Raw genomic sequence first — 18,394 nt, 5'->3', positions numbered from 1 at the left:
TGCGAGCGAGCAGCTTAACAATCGCCCGCAGGCTCGGCCATAGCCCTTCTTGTGAATCTAAGCCTGATACTGGGGAGGGCCGCGACAGGTGATGGAGGCTACCTAGCCCCCGGCAGCCCAGTTAGGTCCTGGTGGACCAACGAGCTTCTGTACGGTTGCACGAAGACAGTTCGCCTCATGTGCGCAGTCGCTATAATCAGTTCAAATATCGAGCCCGAACACTATCGTGAGAGACCCCAAACCGCGCCTGACCAAGACGGCAGCGGCATCGAGTGGTACGCCCGCGAGCAACCCGCTCTACGTGTCTCAGCGGGAGAAAGCCGGCGCTGCTACCTTCGACCGCTTCAACTTCCAGTACGACTGGGCGCTTTATGAGTTCCTGGAGCAGCACAAGCTCAATCAGGTGAGCATCGTATTCGTCGAGTTTCACGAAGACGTCGTCTTCAGCTCTTCTCTGGACGCTGCCGACGCCAGATTCGTGTTCTGCCAAGTTAAGGCCGGTGCGAGCGCGAACTTCAACAAGAAATCGCTCGTCAAACGAATAAAGCAGAAGCCATCAGTGCTTGGGAAAATGTTCACAAGCGTGGGCGACAAGAAAATTGCCGCCCGGGTGGACAAGGTTCGGCTTGTGGCAACCGGTGGCTTCAAGCTTGAGTTAGCAGAAAAAGGCTTTCAACTCGAAGAAATCCCATGGGATGCGCTGCACCAGGAGACAGCGAACGAGATAAGCGCAGCTCTCGCGGCGGAACTCGGGACTGACTGCGCGCTGGAAAAGCTCCATTTCCATAAGCCACAGCTTCCCGAACTGCAACACCGCAGAGCCGTCATCGGGCTGATAGCCGACCTTATCAGTGAACGGGTCTCGAATGGAGGCGGAGACTGCCAGGCCATTTACCATGTTCTGCAAGACGAACTCCGCCGGAAGGGTGTCCATACTTGGGACTATTCCGACTGGGAAAGCCTTGTCCGCAACAAGGGCCTCACTGGCCAACGAGTGGACGCACTGTTCGAACAGTTTGCGTCGTCCGCCACGGTCGACGACCTCCTCTCGGACTTTGAGTACGCGACGGCTCAGCTCCAATACGAACCGAGAGAACGGCGAAAACTCCGGCAGTCCGCTCGGACTTACGTCCTGAACACTCTTGACGGCGGGTCTCTCGCACATCTGCAGGTACGAGCTGCGGTGTCAAAACATTTGCAGGCCGACTTCCCGCTAAGGCTGACCACTGACCTGTTGACGAGCCTCGTAGCGGCATCCCCGGATGTCGTGCGTGAACACCTTATCGACGAAACCTCGTTGGTCGCCGCATACATCATTGAATACCTGCGAGCCTGAAATGGCCCTTCCGAACTATAAACTGCTCGTCAGAAAGCTACGTACCAAAGCCTATGAGCGCATTGATATTCAAGCAACTGTTCGTTCAATCGACTTCCCGAAAGCTCGCAGGACGATTCCGATTCGAACCCGGCTTAAATCTGATAACAGGTGATGACAATTCCATCGGCAAGTCTACGCTGGTGCGATTGCCGCTGTGGACTCTAGGCTGCGATTTTGATTTTGACACTCTCTGGGCCCCCTTCGATGCCAGAACGATTCTGGAGTTCGAGGTTGACGGTCGTACATACCTTGCTGCACGTCATCGCAACCAAATTCGTCTCAAGGTTGGCGAGGAGCCGTGGACGGTCTACCACAGTACGAGCGATGCTTATGAGCAGGCATTCGCCAGCATCGTCCAATTCGGTGCGGTGTTACCACGCCGCAAAGAAAAGTGGATTCATGAAGTGCCGCCGCCTGCCTGCTATTTCTCCGCTTTCTACGTCGACCAGCGACGCGGATGGACTGAGCCGTGGGGAAGTTTCGTCATCCACAAATATGAGGACTGGCGACGCCCTATTATCAACTTCCACGTGGGCTATCATTCCGCAGCCTATTTCGAGGTAGGTGCCGAGATAGCGAAGGGCCTTCAGCACATCGACGCCGACGAGGGACTCATTGAAAAGTATGGCCGCGCGGTTGAGGTCTTGACGCTGCTCGCTCCACCAGAAGAACTTCCAACGACCGACGCCGAACTCGATTCGGCCATTGCAGACATCCAGAATTCAATGGTCGCCGTTAAGCGGCGTGAGCAGCGTGCATTGTCCGTTTTACGTGCCAAGCATGAAGAACTCGAAATTACCAAGGTCCAGCGGGGAATTGCACAAGCGGCCGTGGATGACATCGAGAAGGACTACGATTTCGCATCTACCCAACTGCGCGATGATGTTCTTGTCTGCCCTCTATGCGGCACATTGCATGACAACACTCTCCTAGAGCGCGCGTCGCTCTTGCAAGACCGCGCACAGGCCGAACAGCAGGTTGCGTCGCTCACGGCTACGCAGTCGAAAATCGAGGCGGCAATCGAAACGACACTCAGGCGACTCGACGCCGTTCGCGAAGAATTAGCCAAGCTCAACCGGCGCTTCAAGCGACTCGACAAAGACGTGACCGTCAAGAGCATCCTCGAGACCATGGGGACCGATTCAGTACGACGACGCGCGGAGGAGGTGACCACCACTGCGAGATTGCGATTGCGTGCCAACAAGAAAACTCTCGCTGAGCAGCGAGCAGCACAGAGTGAGCTCATTGAGGATGGAAAAGAAGAGAGCATCAACGCCTATTACCAGAGCGAGCTAGCCGGCCTTTGCGACACCCTTCGGCTCTCACCGGCCTTCGATGTACGCACGGCCCTACCAACTGGATATAGAGAACTTGCCGTCTCAGGTGGTGGAGCAGACAGCTCTCGGATGCAATTGGCCTATCACTTGACGATGCATCGCCTCATTCGTCATTTCAAGACTGAGGTACTCGCACCGTTGATTCTCGACACGCCAAATCAGCAAGACCAAGGGGCGCTGAATTATGGCCTCGTTTCGGAAGAACTCAAGCGCCGTGCGACGAAGGACACTCAGTTGTTTGTATGTGCGACACGCCATGCCGCGATGCAAACTCTGGAGAAAGACTCGACCGTCATTGAGCTCGACGAGAATCGATTGCTTTCCGCCGAGTTGTACGAGCGACTCCAAGCCGGCTTCGTCCGTGTTTTCGGCGAATAGATACGTATGTCTCGATAAGAGGGTACAGCGTTGCACTGTGGTACAAGGGCGCCAGACCCAGTGCAAGAGCGCAGTTTTGCACGTACCTGGGTCGGGAGCGTGCTCTTTTCGAACAGCTCGCACGTTTGCCCGGTCAAGAAACGTTCCAACTTCGGCAGCGCGCGCTTGCGGCACGTCCGGCCTGGTGCAGATGGAGTGCACGGTCGCGGGTAGGTCCCGCGACCGTCGAGCGGCCTCCACGCATAGAGCAGCGGTCACCTCAGAGTGAGAGGTCAACATGTCGAACGCGTTCAGCCGTTCAGTCCGCAATCCCTTCGTTAACCACCTCAAGAAAACCGGGGATTCGCTTGCCCCTGTGTGTGGAGTCCTCGCGCGGCGGTGGGCCGCCTTTGAGAACCGCGCGAGACAGCAACTGATTCTGTGCAAGGCATGATGTCTCGGGAATCATGATGCAGTCAGGGCAGGCCCCGCCGGCCGTGTCACAGAGGCGACCCGAATTGCAGCGATGCGTGGACGGCTCGAGCAAGCGAGACAGGAACCGGTTGTTCTCGTTACGCCACAGCGACGAAAGGTTGCCCAGGTCCATAGTCGTACCGTTTCGGTAAACGACGAACGCCAAGTCCAACGGAAAGAGATACTCTCCCATCGAGCCCAGGTCCAGACCAGAAAGCTCAGCCACGCTCTTCATGATGGAGTGAGCGTAGGTATGGAGCAACGTGTAGACGTAGCGATAGGTTGCGGCATCGCCCTCCTTGAGCAAAGAGAAGTACCGCCCAAAAGGCTGCGCGACCTCCAGAATCTTTCCGCCAAGTTTGACAATGCCGCTCTCGTCCCAATCTGGCAGGTCAACGACGCCGACGGACTGCAACCACCTGTAAACCGCGCGAGGGTCGAGGCGCACATATAACGCTTCGTTGGCTTGCGTTACGACGTAGATGGGTCGTTTTCCGTTACGCAGCGGGTCGAACAGGCGCAAGCGTACAGGCATCAATTGGTTCCGCTTCTCCAAGGTTGGCGTCGCGCTAACTCGCGTGTAGCCGTGCGTGAAGCGACACAGGTCAAACTCTCGAATCAGGCCCAAGTCGGCCATGCCGAGCTTTGTCATCAAATGCTGCGTCTGAGCTTCTTGGGCTGCCTTAACACTGGCGTCTTTGGGGGCGAGGTCGTTGTCGAGATGGTTAAAGCGCACGAACTTAGCCCGACCACCGTCGGGCGCAGCGGAGAGCTTGCCCCGGTTGAGTGCCTCGTGCTCTGCCGTCAGAACGAACGGGTCGAAGCGGCTTGTGTACTCACTGCGAGCGGCCAGCTGTGCGTGGATTCCTGGCGGCAGGACGACACGCGGTGGTACAAGCGGCGGGTCGCTTGTAGTCCATCGGTCGATGAGCTTCTTGAGTTCCTTTTCGGCCATCTCCTGGGGGCCCTTGTCGTCCATTCCTCGGGCTAGCTCACAGATGCGCGAAAGGTTCTCGTACGTCTCCCACTCGCCAGCTTTCCCACCCGCCAGCAGCGCTGCTTTCATCTCGTCAGAGGTTAGTTCACCGCCCTCAAACCGAAACTGCTTGCCGATAAATGCGGCGAGCTCCGACTGTCGCTGCGGTTCGAGCATCTCCAGCAAATGGTGCTCGGACTGCGAAAACAGGACGAACTGCTCGGATTGTGCGTAGTAGGCGGAAGAGGCTCGGTATGAGATAGGTTCCATACGACGCTCGCTCACACGCCTATTAGCCGTGTCCCTGAACACCTCCGTCGTAAACTGGTCGTTCTGCCGCCACTCATCTGAACCTTTATGCCCGCAGGTCGGATTGGCACAGTAGAAGTGCCACTGACCGATGCGCGGCGAGTCGGTATTCAGTTTGAAGTCCCTCTTGCCACATACGCTGCACTCTTCGCCGGAAAGCCTCAGGTCGTTCTTGCGGTCATCCCACTCCCATCGACCGGGAGTCGCTGGCATCCACTCGCCCGACCAGTGCACGAAAATGACGTCCAGTTGGCGCCACTGGCACAGCCCTTTCCCGTCAGCCGCAGCGCACTGGGTTTTGCGTAGACGGGTGATATTTTGCGCCAGGTCGTGCGCTGATTCGAAGCGCCTGAAGAGTCGGCACTTATTGCACACGAAAGTCAGCGGCGCCGGAGCATATCCCATGCGTAGCGGGCTCAGGAACGCGAGCCGGTCTGCACCCAGAGGCACGACGGTAGCACCTCCGAGAAGCGCCTCATCCAAGCACTGGCGGGGGTCGATTTGCCGGTTTCCGATGCCCACCGCGTAAGACCGCGCAAACCAACTCTGCCAGACCTCCTGAAGTCGCAGAATGATTTGTGCCTTCGTGGTTGAGTGAATCGGAGCGTCGTCGACCATTGACGAGAAGTCCGGCAAGGAAATGCAAGCGCCGAGACCGCCCTCAAAGGTGAAGAAGGCACCAGGTGCGTAAGCAGAACCGAGTTGTCCCCGGGACCGCGCCATCGTCGGTGCGCTGAGCGTTTTTTCTTCGCCCTCGGTATCCAAGAAACCCTTGCGAGTTGCCATCTCAGTCCCCCGTCTGTGCGTTATCCGCGCCGTCGTTGTTAGCCACGCCGTGACGGACTAGGTCCATCACCAGCAGAACCTCGCCGGGCGTCTGGGTCTTACCTTCTGCGTCACGGGTAGAAGCCTGAATTGCACCTCCCTGGTCGACATCGCGCAGCGATGTCATCGGTTTGAGCATCAGGTCCGTCTGAGCCTTAAAGTAACCATCCATATTACCGCTGCCCCAAACCGGGCTGCTCCACGCATTGGCAACGAGGTCGCGGGTCTTTTGGTCGATGCGGGCACGGTAATGCTCTTTGCCCTCTGGCGCGAAGGCGTCACGCAGTCCAATTGCCAACTCAACGAACCTGTCGATTTCTTCAATGAAGGCGTCGCCGCGGGCGTTCAACTCCTTACGCACATTGGGTATGAAGCTGAAATCCGGCGTCTTGCCCTTCTCGTCCTCCGGCAGGAGAATCATTTCGCGGCTTGGAACGACCCCGAGCAGGTAAGCCTGCAGCAAGCTCGGAAAGACCCGCTCCACGGCACGCTCTGCCCAGCGGTCAATAGCCGCTGGCTGCACCATGCGCTCCAGGAAGCGATGAAAGATGTCGAAAACGTGCACTATGTGACGGTCTCGGCGGCGCTGTGGCGTGGGCACAAGGACCACGAAGCCGATGTGCGTACGCCCTACACGTGACGAGGCCTGGATGTACTCCGCGATGTCGGACGGCATGCCAGCAAAGAACATCGAGTTGAACTCGTCGACGTCCACGCCGTGCGAGATAGCTGACGTGGCGATGACGGAGCGAAGTTGCTCTCGAATCGGCGGCAACGGCTGGCCAGGAGCTACGCGGCGCTGTGCAGTATCGACGACGGCCTGGATTTCGCCTTGTTCAACCGAGCCGGTGATGAGGCGAGTATCAAGGCCTTCCAGCGCGATGCCCTCGTTGAGGTGGCGCTTTCGAGTCTCCTCAGCTTCGGCAGCCATGATTTGGTCGCCGCCCTTCTTGTTCGTGACGTAGGTGAGCGCAATGCGGTGCAGGTCGATAAGCGTGGCCAGCTGCGAGGCGTCCGCTGCGGCCAGCACCTGCTTGTGCAGCTGTTCAAGTGGCCCCGCAGAGACATGGTCGACCAACATTTGCTGCGCCGCCTGGAAGTGCGCGGGCGCACCGCTGGTGAAGTTGTCGAAGAGCCGCGTGACGGTCAAGTGAAATCCCGACAGCACCGCCACGCTGGTGGATGTGTGGGGCTTGCCGTTAGTCATAAAGGCGGTGTACACCCGTGCCTGCTGGCTGGCCACTTCGACGTCCGGGTGAGCCTCGCGCAGCACTTCCTTAGCTTGCGCAGGCTTGGCGTAGAAAGACTCATAGAGAGTCGGTCCGGGTTCCGGGAACTGTGTAGCCGGAATCGAACGCTGATACAGGTGCTCAAGCTGTCTTTCGGGGTCAGCCACGGTGGCTGACGCCGCGATGACCTTGGTTCGTCGCCGACGGCCCCGCCCGTCGACTGCAATCAGGCTCGCGAGCGGCTTCGCCAGATACTCGAACACGGCATCCAGCGTGGACTCGAACAGGCCGGCGAAAGTGCCGAGGGATTCGTCGAGCAGATGCGCCTCGTCTTGGATTATGAGACTCGGGAACGGGTCGTGAAAGACGCGCTTGCCAGTCTGATAGGCAGGGTACACCCCCTCCATGCCCTTTGCGGCAGGACCAGCAGTGAGTTCACGGTTGTCGATGGGAACGTAAAGCCGCCCGTTAGACGGATTGACCCAAGGTGCGGCGCCGAACATGCCATAGATGCGGCGGATGGTGTGGTTCGAGTGCCCGATGAGCGCCAGCTTATCGACCGTACCGAGCAAGACCGACGGCGCTAGGTCGTAGATGTCCTCATCGACGATGTAGAAGGGGAGCGGCTTCCACTGGCCCCCGTTGGAATCACACTGGATATTGGTGCAGACATGGCCGAGCGTCTGGTTCTTGGAGTCGACGAACAACCGTAGTGCGGTTTCGCTGCCGCAAAACGGGCACTTGGGCAGCTTTCGCCACGCGCGCATGGCCAACGTGTACTTGTTGTCGTTCTCCCGAAGGGCGTGCTCGTCAGCGAGGACGGGAGGCGCCTCAGACACAGTCGGAATGCTCTTGACACCTTTGGCGCTATGGCGATTAGGCGAGCCACCGTTTCCCACCCAAAAGCCGATGGAAAGCGAGTCTCCGCCGTAGCCATGACGACGGCGCACACGCTCGCCATGCGCCAACACGCGCGCCGCCCGTTGCGCCTGCTGAATCGTCAGCAAGCGCAACGGGTAGCGAATCAGGGCCGTCACCCCACGGTGCTTGCCGCGCAGACGGTCGAGCATGAGGTTGAAGACCAGCAGTCCGAAGAATGCCTCTGACTTGCCACCACCGGTGGCGAAGTACAGTAGCGTCACCGCGTCGTCGCGACGCTCATCGTAGAAGTGCGACAACTCCGGAATGCGCGAGGCGAGTGCCGGAATGTTGGCGACGATGAAAGCCAGCTGAAACAAGCGCCATTCGCTGTCGTCGCCCCCAAAGCGCGCCTGCATGAAGTCGGCCATCGTCTCGTTCGTGGCCAGCCACGCTTCGTAGACGATGGCTTTCGCGTCAGTCTGGAGGCCCCGGCTGCGCCACGCATCGCGTGACTCGCGCAGACAGTTCAGGCCTGCCTCGACCGCCTTCATCTCAGCCTCCCATTTGCGTAAGTCCTGACGGAATGCCTCCTCCTCGCGAGCAATGCCCGCCACGTCGGAGGAGTCGAGACCTTCGGCAGGGTTGACGTGCGTGGGTAGGCTCTTCAACCACTCCCGCATTGAAGGCACGAGTGGCGACAAGCCATCTAGTCCATCGGGCTGCGCGAGCGAGCGCACTCGCCGCTGGACCCCGTTGGCGCTCGTCGGGACAATGCGCGGTTGCGTGTAACGAGGTGTCCATGTCGTCTCAAGCACGCAACCCGCAGGGTCAGACTGTACCCGCACTACACCACAGTTGTGGCCCATTGCAGGATAGGTGAGGTATTTGTTATAGCGATAGGATGGCTCGACGCGCTCAAGCTTTAGCGGGTGATGGAGCGCGGCTGGCAACTCAACCCGAAGCGACACGAGAAAGACGGCTTCTTCCGTCTCGTCGACATGCTGCTTGGGCATCTTGCTGACGTTCTCAAGTGCAAGAAAGAAGCTTCGCTTTGAAGGGTCCAGCCAATCAGGGTACAGCTCAAGGTCCCAGTTCAGCTGAATCTGGGGCAGCGCGATGCGCAGGTTTGACTTGCGGACCAGGTCAAGGAAGTCAGCCCATTTGGTATAACGGCTTGCTGGGATGCTCAGGTCGTGCCGATAACCCCATGCCTTGCCGCCGGTATCCGGGTCATCGCTTTGCGCCCACTCTGCTACGCGTTTGGCCACGGCCGCGTTCATGCGCGCGGCGTGGTCGTCGAGGTCACGCTGCAGCTCTTCGCTGCTCTTGAATATATCAAGCTCGAGTGGCGGGAGCAGCACCTCAAGTCGCATCCATTTGTGCGGGACGGTCAACGGCTCGAAATGCTCGTCCTTGATGGGAAAAGACTCGTCAGCTTTAACTGGCACCCCCTCCTTCGTACTCTCGCCTGCGCTGTCGGCATCGCATAGCGCCTCATCAGCCTCGACGTCGCTTTCGTCTTGCGGGACGTCAGCGGTCAGGAGGTGCCGAGGGACGCCTTTGGCTTTGTAAACCTCATCGACGACCCGGGCCCGAATCACAGGCCAATCTGGGTGCTTCCACTTGGAGGTGTACCCCCCCTTGACCTTCTCCCACTCGCCCTCCAACCGGCGGTCACGCTCGGCTTTGATTTCATCGACCAGCGCTTGTCGCAACATGAAAACCGGCCGGCAGTTCGGTCGCCTTAGGTCTTCTTCGCGAGGCAACACACGTACATAGACGCTAAATCGAGGCAAGACCGTCATCACTGCCGGTGTCACAGCGTTGAGCTGCATCTGTAGTCCGTGCGACGAGACCCAAATGGGAGACGTCACCTCATCGTCGCCCGAGACACTGCGTTGGGGCAGCAGGAAGCCTGAATTGAGCAGTGCTCGCGGCCGGGCGCCGAAGATGTATTGTCCGGTTCGTCCTTGACCGCTGAGTTGCGCATAAGTCAAGTTGAGTAGACTGTCGACCACCGCCTCCTTCAGCGTGGGAGAGACTTTCGCAGGGTCAGCGCGCAAAACAGACTGGCTCATTCTTTCGACTCCTTCAGGGGACCAACGATTTCGACGGTAGCAACGTTCTCACGTGCCTTGTCGAACAACTGGTGAAGCGTCTTCCTTCTGATGCTGGAATGAGCCATAACCGACTCGGGCTGCAAGAGCATGTACGCGTAGATGTCGGAAACATGGCGTCCGTCTAGCCGGCGCGAGGTGCGGACGGCCGTGATGACACGCTGCCAATGATAGGCAGCTTCAAGCGAGGAAAAACCGAGCACCTCTGCGAAGGCTTTAAACACGTCTTCGCGATTTGGCGCTTGCGGCCTTAATTGCTCGAATGGAGTGTCGGGTGAGCGCCCTAGGTCAATCCAGTGGCGCATCGCCTGCAACGTTGGCAATCTGCGTTCCAAGCTAGCATCAAGTTCCACCATCGACTGGCGAACGGCGCGTACCTGGTCTGCCACTGTAGCTTGCGGAAACCGCTGCGCAAGGCGCTTTTGCACCAGCTCGTGGTAGCTACGAAGTGCTGACTCAAAGGTCTTGTCGGACTGGATTGACACCCCTGCGTCACACAATACCTGCTCGACCATCTCGCGCAGTTCCGCAGACATCAGGAAGACCCTGTCCCCGACTTCCAAAGAGCGAACCTGGCACGTCCGGAATCCCGCGTCAGTGGCATGTTGCGAAGCCGGCTCGTAGACGTACACGTCCGATGTGCCACGGCGATATTGCGTGAGGCCGTTGTCGAACCGGATGCCCCATGAATCAGGGTCGACCTCCTGCTCGTGCAGTGCAATATCGGACGACAGCTCGACCCGGAAGGTCGGCAACACGTAGTCGCCGGTAGAAAGTACAGACGCGTCCTCAGGCAAGTCCTTCAGTTGCCGCAGAATGGACTCCATCCGCGGTTTGTAGGATTTGAACTCCGGCATGCGCTCTACGATGGGCTTGAGGGTTGCTCGCAGAAACTGACCTGCCCGCTGGGTCAGCAAGAGTACCGAGTGCGCGGGGACTCGGTCGTCGGCTAACAGCACGCGCAGACAATCCTCGTTGAGTCCAGCGAACACAAGCGTCGCACCGTGCAGCCCGTCAATGTGCTCCTCCAATTGCGCAGCAGGGAGTAGGTGCACGCGGTCACCGAAGGCATCGTAAGTTGCACCCGATGGGTACTGGTCATACTCGGCGAGGAAGCGCTCGGCCAAGCGCCGGTAAAGCGCATTGGGGAACACGATGGCCACGCTGCGCTTCTTCCCCGTAGCGGCATTCGCGACGAGGGCGGCCAGCTTGTGGGCAAAGGGAGTCGCAGCATAGTAGTTGCCGAAGAGCTTCGAGCCGCGCTCCAGGCAATCGAGTAGGAGCGGCCGGTCGTCTCCGACACCAACGCTGCGGTTGAACTCGAGAGCGGCACCCAAATGAGTGGGCCAGTCGAACTCCCTACGTGTGCGGTCAGTCACGTCCGGGCCGGCTAAGTATTCCGACATGTGGCGCACGCCGCAAGGGAGGGCCGCCAAACGCGAAAGAAAGGCGGCAGCGTCGGCAAGCGGCTTCGCTGATGCTTGTCCGCCCGGCGCAGCACTGGCGATGCGAATGAGCCTGTTCGCCACCTTGGCCGCGTCGGCATCCACGATGTGTACATCGAATTCGCGAGGAGACGGATGAGCAGCCTCGCGAGTTCCTGGCGCCAGTAGCCCTTCATTGCCCACAGTACTTGGAATGCCGGAAATGCTGAACTCGTGCCGCATGTGCCAGCGATGCTGAGGGTCACGCTTATGATTTCGCTCCCAGAGCTCGTCCTTGAGCCGGTAGGCGGCGTGCGGCTCATCCGTGACGACGACCACTCCCGGCATAGCACTCTGAAAAATGTCTTCGAGCATGAGGCAAAAGCGTGCCAATTGCCCTTTCCAGCCTGGAGCCCCGAAACGCACCGCGCGCGTTGCTTGCACCAGCACCACCTCTGGCGGGCCGAGTTTCGACAGCGCCTTGCAGGCCTTACGGAGTCCCTCCTCTCCCATTCGCCCATCAAGCGCGAAAAGCGCGTCCGGCGCGGTATGAGGGTCGCCGATGACGGCGCAATTCATCTGCAACGCCTTCGCATGCGCTCGTCGGGCAAGCTTGGCTCGAACGAGTGCGAGCAATCGAGCGTCGCAGACACTCCAACCGTTGGAGTCGGGCGTGGCTAAGAAAAGCGGCAGCAACTCGCCAATGGTCGGATTGAAGGGCTCCCCCGAAATCTCAGGAAGACATTTGTCAGCTAGCGAGAAAAGGAAAGCATCCTTGTCTCGCATCGACCGAATGACTTTGGCGTTGCCGTTGCCTTCGACTAGGTCGTTAGCAATATGCAACAGAGACTTTCGGTCTAAGTGTAGGTGGTTTAGCCGATAGAAAACGTTGGTCTTGGCTGGGAAGAGCAGGCCTCGGACGCCCTGCTTATCGCCTTCGTGCCAACGCACCAGCGTAGCCAGGGCGTGCACGACGGTCAAAGTCTTGAGCGTGGCCGGCCACACCATCGCAATATGACGCGAACGGTGCTGCGCAGCATGCAGATACAAGTCGGCAAGCGAAATCAGTGCCGATGAGGGCTCGCTCGGCTGAGCGCTGTCGTCCTGGTACAGCGCGATGAGCGCCTCGCGAGTGCGCGGCAACACGGGCGGAGGCTCGGGGTCCCGCGGAGGGGAAAGTGGCTCTAACTGTTGAGGCGGGTTCGCGGGTTTCGTCACGGCCCTTGGCCGTGCAGCTGGTTTGCGGGTAGCAAGTCTCGCAAGTTCTTCGCGCCGCTTCTTCTGCGCCTCCAGCAGGTCGTTCAGATGTTTTCTCGAAGCCATGAGTCTTATGTTTGTCGCGATTCCCGGCGTATGGGTAAAACGGACTACTGCTCGTGAAGCGCTCTGCGCGCAGCACTCGGCATGTCGCATCCCCGCGCGAGGAGATTTCTGAGCCGTCCCGGGTCGGGCAGTCGAAGCTGGCCGAGCTCGAAGATGGATACGTTTGTCGCCCCAGAGATGCAACGAAAGTAGCGGTCCACCGTGGGGGTGGCGAGTAATTGCGCCAGCTCCTCGGGAGCGAGCGCGGGCTCAGGGCTCACCTGTTCGAGGATGACGGTGTGGTTCTCGCCGACGAAACCACCGTAGGTTTCTATTAGTGCTTGCGGTACGGCTGCAGCAACCAGGCGTCGAGGCTGGTCGTTAGAGGTAACTCGCTGCAGCAAGACGCTGGGCCGGCGGACAACCGAGCGGTGGTCTTTCGCCCCGAGATTCACGAAGCAGTGTTCCCGGTTCGCTTTCGGTGCTCCGGAGAAACGCAGAGAACCATCCGGAGAAATATCGCTTGACCACAGCAGCGGGACAGCGGTTCCTCCATGCGCACGTGCTGCGCTCTTTGCTGATGGGTAGGTCGTGCGCGTGTCCCGGTTCCACACGAATGCGCCAATACGCGGGGTGTATCCATAGTCGGCAAGGGTTGCACGCGATTTTGCGGCGCTCTTTAGCAATACAACGTCGCTCTCCGTTCGCGGAACTGGCCACGCAGTGCCCGAGTTAGGAAGGACGCAACGGCCCACGTTGACGTAGTTGCCGTCGCGGGCGACAACCGACACGTAAGCTTCGGTGGCGGGCACATGACCAGTCTGTTCTCGCCGCGCCAGCGTCAGTGCGGTTTCCTGCTCCACGTCGATGAATACGCCGAGCCGGTCACTAACCATGCCGATACTCAACACGTTGGCTTGGGTCAACAAGAACGTGCGCAGCTTCGAAAAGTATTGGCCAGACAGGAAGCTTGTGGGCGTTACAAGCGCGCAGGTCCCCCCCGGCGCCAACAATTTGACGCATAAGGCCATGAAAAGTGCGTACAAATTCGGCTGCGCTTCGATGATGTCCGCGAAGTGCCCCAGGTAATGCGCGACCTCGGCGGACGGCATCTTCCGGAACGGTGGGTTGCAGACAACAACGTCGAGAGTTCCGAGCAGTGGCTGAGCTCGTATGAGCGAGTCGCCTTGGTGAACCTGGAACTTCGGTCGCGCACCGGTCGCGACAACTTCGTCATGCAGAACCATCAGCAGGAAGTGCTTCGACATTTCGCACAGAGCAGCATCCTTATCGAATCCGAGGAGGTGGCGCTGCACGTGGTCAAGGATTTGCGTCGCGGATGTTCCTCGCTCGCGCAGCGCATCACGCATGCGCATCGCAATTGGCGCCAAAAATGCGGCGCCTCCACACGCGGGGTCGCAGAACTTCCGGACCGAAAAATCCACGCCACTTGCCGACAAGTCATCCAGCAGGCGTTTGGTCAACGATGGCGGCGTAAAGAACATCGCCAGTTGCTTACGGCGCTCTTCGCCAGCGAGCTGAGCATAGGCCGAGGAGAGCCAGTAAATCGCCTCAAGAAGGTCCTTGCTCTTCACGAAGTCGACGAATGCCGCGACGGCCGGGGCATTCCGCAACTGCGCATTCGCTGGCAGGCCGGAACGCGGCAACCCCGGGAACGACTCCTTGCACCAGCGCATTAATGCGCTACCCATGACCACATCTGTTCCGAGTTGCGCGCCTTGCATGACAGCCCGAAGAGCGCGGACGAGGCGAAGGAACTGGGACTTTGTGGTTGGCGTCATTGGCAGGTGGCTATCGAGTCTGCTCGCTGCATCGGTCTAGGTTTTTAATGGCTTTCAGAACGAACTCGGGCGCCTTGACCACAAGCTCATCGCATGTCGCCTGCGCATCAATGTCAGTATGACGCTGCCGGCAGAAGCTCCGGCCAGTGCCTCCACCGGGCCTAGCTTGCTGCGATTTCCCCACTCGGCAGTCGTGGCGGTCCCCGTCTCGCGTACGGAAGTCTACTATACGCTCCCGCCTAACAACGGATTGGTCGAGTTCACAGCTTATTTCAACGTGTGTCCCACCTGCGCTTCTGTCTCGACAATACTTCGATGAGTTTTGGCGGGCGTGAAAAGAGTTTGCATGTTAAAAACACTGCCTTAAAAAAGGACAGTAGGTGCTGCCTCACGGCGACATCCTTACGATACGCCCATCGATTCCATCACACTCGCTCGCTCAACGCTCCCTCGCGACCGCTATTCTGTCACTTCGTTAGCGTTCTGGGACGGCCCAAATCCCGGGTAGTGCCGCCGCCGAAACTTTGAGGTCAATGACGAGTGGGTAATGCCGAAGCAACCGTACCGCGACCGACCTAACATGTCCGCGACTCACAATGTCGTCAGAAGATGCAAGCAGTCGCAATAACTCGCGCGTCTCGATGACCGATTTTGTTCGCTCATATGCGGTTGTCATCGGCCGTGCCTGCAAGCAGTTGCTTCGTAACGTCTGAGAACGACTTTACTTCGTTAATAGCACACCAGTGCTGCCAAACATAGTCGGCGTTGGTCGAGCGTCCGGGACTGCCGACGAGCTGATAAACGCGGCCTGACCGCGTACGACCACGCATCATTTCGTAGTCGAACGCCACGATTGCCGAACTGACACGGCCGCTAAAATCGCGCTCGTCCGCTCCGACGAAGTGTCTTGTCCCGGCATCGATTTCCAGAACTCGCCATCGGGCGATAGAAACCTCTGGCTGGGACACCACTGACGCGATGTTCCACAAGGCCATAATGGCCTCCCTCTTATGAAGTGCGAGCAGCCGGCTGCACACAGCTTGTGCGAAGGCACGGATTTGCTGGTTGCGACCAACTCCACAACAGAGAACTTCCCCGGCTTGCAGACGAGCATTCTGCGTTCAACACCGAGTCGCCTTGTCGGGCACGTGAGCAACGATACCTGCCGTCCATCCAATGCCCTGCGGGGTCGCGTCGTAGCAATGCCATCGATGTGGCCGCTCCCGGCGCCCCCTCTGTATTTTTCCTTATGCGGGCGCATTTCCGTGAGTTAACTCACGCAACAATCAGTCTAGGCCGTGGGCGAGAATATGCAAGAAGATTTGGCTTCCGAGCACCGTTACGGTCGGGACGAACTCGCCAAGGCGACGCGATGAAGCGCGGAAGTGTCCAGAAAGCGATAGACGCTCTCAAAGCGGCACACGGTTGCGCATTGAAGAAACAATGTCGCCGGGAAAGAGCCGCTCTCGATTTGCGCTTGCAGCGATTCGGAAGGAAGGCTAACTCCGATTTCCTGCAGGCGATTCGACAACATCTGCCAGTTGAGCCAAGGTTGCCCCGTCATCTCTGCAGCAAACACCGCGGCTGACCTGGCCTGCCACGTCTCCGTTGAACCGAGAGCGCTCGCCCACAAATATGGGCAGTCCGTGCGCGAGCCAGCGAGGAGCTGCAAGAAGAAGGCGAACCGGAACGTCCCCCTCGAAACCTTCGCTTCGACAGCGTGTGCTGACTCCGCGACGCCAAGCTTCGCGAGTTCGCCCGCCAGTTGGGTGTAGCTCATGTCTTGACGCGCGAGCATCACCCGGGCCGCTCGAGATGCGAGCTTAGCCCAGCCACTTTCCACACTGGCAGCAGATTTAACTTGCAATTGCGCTGACATGTACTATTTTCTGTGTGAGGAAACTCACACGGCTCTTTCAAGAAAAGTAAAAAAATCGCCCGTATAGAGTCCCATCATTATCACCCGCCTCGGCAAGTTTGGCCCCGGACAGGTCGGAAATGTCCCGACCCGGCGGTTACCGGAACGCACGACCATGCCTCAAGTCCTGTACCTCGGCGTCGAGGGCGTGCTATTTATGCGCCCCGGCTCTACGAAGCTGCAAAGCTGGCGGCACCAGACACCGCGCGCCACCCCGCTGCCGCTATTGCCAGCAATCTCCCGGCTCCTGGCGGACGTACCGAACGTGTCCGTCGTCATCAACTCAAGATTAGTTGCCGACTTCGGCTATCGAGGCATCCTCAACCTCCTCCCGGAAGAAATCGCACGCGCCACCATCGGCGCGACGATGCCCGGCAATCGCGTCCACAGGCGCGATGCCATCCTCTCCCGCGCGGACTATCTACGTGCGGACATACGGCGGCGGCGGCCAAGTCATCTAGTTATAGTCGACGCCTCCCCGTATGCCATCCCATATGAGTACATTGCTCAATCGGTTCACGTGAAGAAGACGGGTACCGACGAGGCTAACGAAATCGCCGGCCTGATAAAGCTCTTGCTTGAAGAAGGCATCGACACGACCGAAGATAACTTCGGACTACTTATATAGAGGCTCACATGGTGGTCTATCTGAACTTCGATGGCGTTCTCCACCCCAACCATCTCTCGTACCGACACCGCCGTCTTCCTGAACTACAGTGCCCCGGACACACGGTCCTCGAGTACGTACCGGCGCTCGCGGAGGCGCTCGTGGAGCACCCGGATGCAGCTGTGGTACTCAATACCTGGTGGACCTACCATCTCGCCGTGGACGCATGCCTTGAACTCTTACCCACATTCATTAGAAAGAGAGTATTGGGTACCACGCTCCGCACCGCTATCTACGAAGGGGCCTTGCCAAGTCGCCTACGTGAGGCGGAAAAACACATCAGCGCTCACGCTAAAGAAATTCTCATCCTCGACAACAGCGCCGCCCGGTATTGTTCGAACCTGCGCCCATATCTACTACTGGTCGATGAGGAGAGAGGTTTGTCGTGCCACTCTGCAATGCGCGCGCTGAACAGGCGGTTGAGCACTTCGCAACACAACAGAATCAACACATCACATAGCAGCACGTAGCAGCACGTAGCAGCACGTATGTTTCATCGACGCAGTAAAAAAACGGAGTTCATCACAAGCACCTGACTCATTTAATCCCATAAAGTTAACTGAGCCACATTAACAATATACCTAAATATGAGTAATTATCGAGTTAAGTTAACTAGCAAAAAACCGCTGACATTTTCCGTCAAAATACTATGCAAAGAGAAACTGCCGCTTTAGAATTAAGCATCTCTTGGCGTCCATGGAGGCTCAGCACCGGAAATCAAAATTCTCCCCCACCGAACCGGCCGGCTTGGGTTTAGTGACCCGACTTTTTCGTCAACAAAACGAGAAGGGGTCGCTAAGCCCAAGCGAACTTGAACCGCGACCCCGGTGGTCTCCATGAAGAAAACCACGACCAGCACTCGTATTTTCTCACGGAGGCCATTGGGCGTCAAAGGACTTTGCTCGTTCAATTCGAGCGTGGAGCCTTTCTCAAATGTGCCCAAGTTACCGTCAATATTTCTCGCAATCTGGCATTTCCCAGTATCTGATTCCGCCGACACCCCTGCGCCGGCGACAAAATGCCAAAGCAATCATCGCCCCTCTCTTTTTATCCAATAATTCTGTCGACCTTCTCGTCTCTCCAAACCCGCCATTCGGCCCACTCGGTATTCCTCCATCCCCTCTCATCGCTCCCGGTAAAACGGGTCACCATGGTCCTCTTTGGGCAACGGATTTTGCTCCAGGCCCGTCGTAAGTCCCACTCCCAGTAGCAGTTAGCCAGGCATCTTCGCAGCCCGTTTGCCGCGGGAATGTCATCTCATCCATGCTTCGCAGGCACCAAGTTAACTGTGTGCCGCGAGGAGGACGCACGTTAACTCGGACCACATTTGCGGAGGACAACATGCTCCCTGAAGGCTCTGATACATCGTTCACTAGAGAACTTAACGACTTTGCATGTCGGCTTGCATCCTTCAGTTT

Annotated in this window: 11 protein-coding genes; 4 read left to right on the top strand and 7 right to left on the bottom strand. The window is 58.4% G+C overall.

Features of this window, described 5'->3' with window-relative positions; genetic code table 11:
• Positions 1–226 precede the first annotated feature (226 nt).
• Positions 227–1,336, top strand: coding sequence for a dsDNA nuclease domain-containing protein (locus tag BME24068_RS17425; RefSeq protein ID WP_174926807.1), 1,110 nt, complete (start codon positions 227–229; stop codon positions 1,334–1,336).
• A gap of 53 nt (positions 1,337–1,389) precedes the next feature.
• Entirely contained in the window at positions 1,390–3,093 is a 1,704-nt protein-coding gene (locus BME24068_RS17420; RefSeq protein ID WP_174926806.1) for a coiled-coil domain-containing protein, read from the top strand.
• A 298-nt stretch (positions 3,094–3,391) separates the two neighbouring features.
• Here the strand turns inward: BME24068_RS17420 and BME24068_RS17415 are convergent, their stop codons facing one another.
• From BME24068_RS17415 to BME24068_RS17390, 7 genes are all read right to left on the bottom strand, one after another.
• Positions 3,392–5,617, bottom strand: coding sequence for a hypothetical protein (locus tag BME24068_RS17415; RefSeq protein WP_174926805.1), 2,226 nt, complete (start codon positions 5,615–5,617; stop codon positions 3,392–3,394).
• A 1-nt stretch (position 5,618) separates the two neighbouring features.
• Complete coding sequence (locus tag BME24068_RS17410; protein WP_174926804.1) at positions 5,619–9,824, bottom strand: DEAD/DEAH box helicase family protein; 4,206 nt, start codon at positions 9,822–9,824, stop codon at positions 5,619–5,621.
• Positions 9,821–12,433, bottom strand: coding sequence for a hypothetical protein (locus tag BME24068_RS17405; RefSeq protein WP_174926803.1), 2,613 nt, complete (start codon positions 12,431–12,433; stop codon positions 9,821–9,823). The genes BME24068_RS17410 and BME24068_RS17405 overlap by 4 nt, the downstream gene beginning before the upstream one ends.
• A 221-nt stretch (positions 12,434–12,654) precedes the next feature.
• A complete protein-coding gene (locus tag BME24068_RS17400; protein ID WP_239008061.1) occupies positions 12,655–14,334 on the bottom strand; it encodes an HsdM family class I SAM-dependent methyltransferase in 1,680 nt (559 codons plus the stop codon).
• Positions 14,335–14,866: 532 nt separating this feature from the next.
• Positions 14,867–15,067, bottom strand: a complete 201-nt coding sequence (locus BME24068_RS35390) for a BPSL0761 family protein (protein WP_124555785.1) — start codon at positions 15,065–15,067, stop codon at positions 14,867–14,869.
• Positions 15,051–15,386, bottom strand: coding sequence for a hypothetical protein (locus BME24068_RS17395; protein ID WP_124555807.1), 336 nt, complete (start codon positions 15,384–15,386; stop codon positions 15,051–15,053). The genes BME24068_RS35390 and BME24068_RS17395 overlap by 17 nt, the downstream gene beginning before the upstream one ends.
• 344 nt (positions 15,387–15,730) lie before the next feature.
• Positions 15,731–16,270, bottom strand: a complete 540-nt coding sequence (locus BME24068_RS17390) for a DUF6471 domain-containing protein (protein ID WP_124555784.1) — start codon at positions 16,268–16,270, stop codon at positions 15,731–15,733.
• 154 nt (positions 16,271–16,424) lie between these two features.
• Between BME24068_RS17390 and BME24068_RS17385 the strand changes: the two genes are divergently transcribed.
• Positions 16,425–16,937, top strand: a complete 513-nt coding sequence (locus BME24068_RS17385; protein ID WP_239008062.1) for an HAD domain-containing protein — start codon at positions 16,425–16,427, stop codon at positions 16,935–16,937.
• Positions 16,938–16,945: 8 nt separating this feature from the next.
• A complete protein-coding gene (locus BME24068_RS17380) occupies positions 16,946–17,446 on the top strand; it encodes an HAD domain-containing protein (RefSeq protein ID WP_174926801.1) in 501 nt (166 codons plus the stop codon).
• Positions 17,447–18,394: the final 948 nt, after the last annotated feature.

Source organism: Burkholderia anthina (assembly GCF_902498995.1).
GTDB lineage: Bacteria > Pseudomonadota > Gammaproteobacteria > Burkholderiales > Burkholderiaceae > Burkholderia > Burkholderia anthina.
The sequence above is the reverse complement of the archived record's forward strand: the minus strand, read 5'-3'. Positions and strand labels throughout refer to the sequence as shown.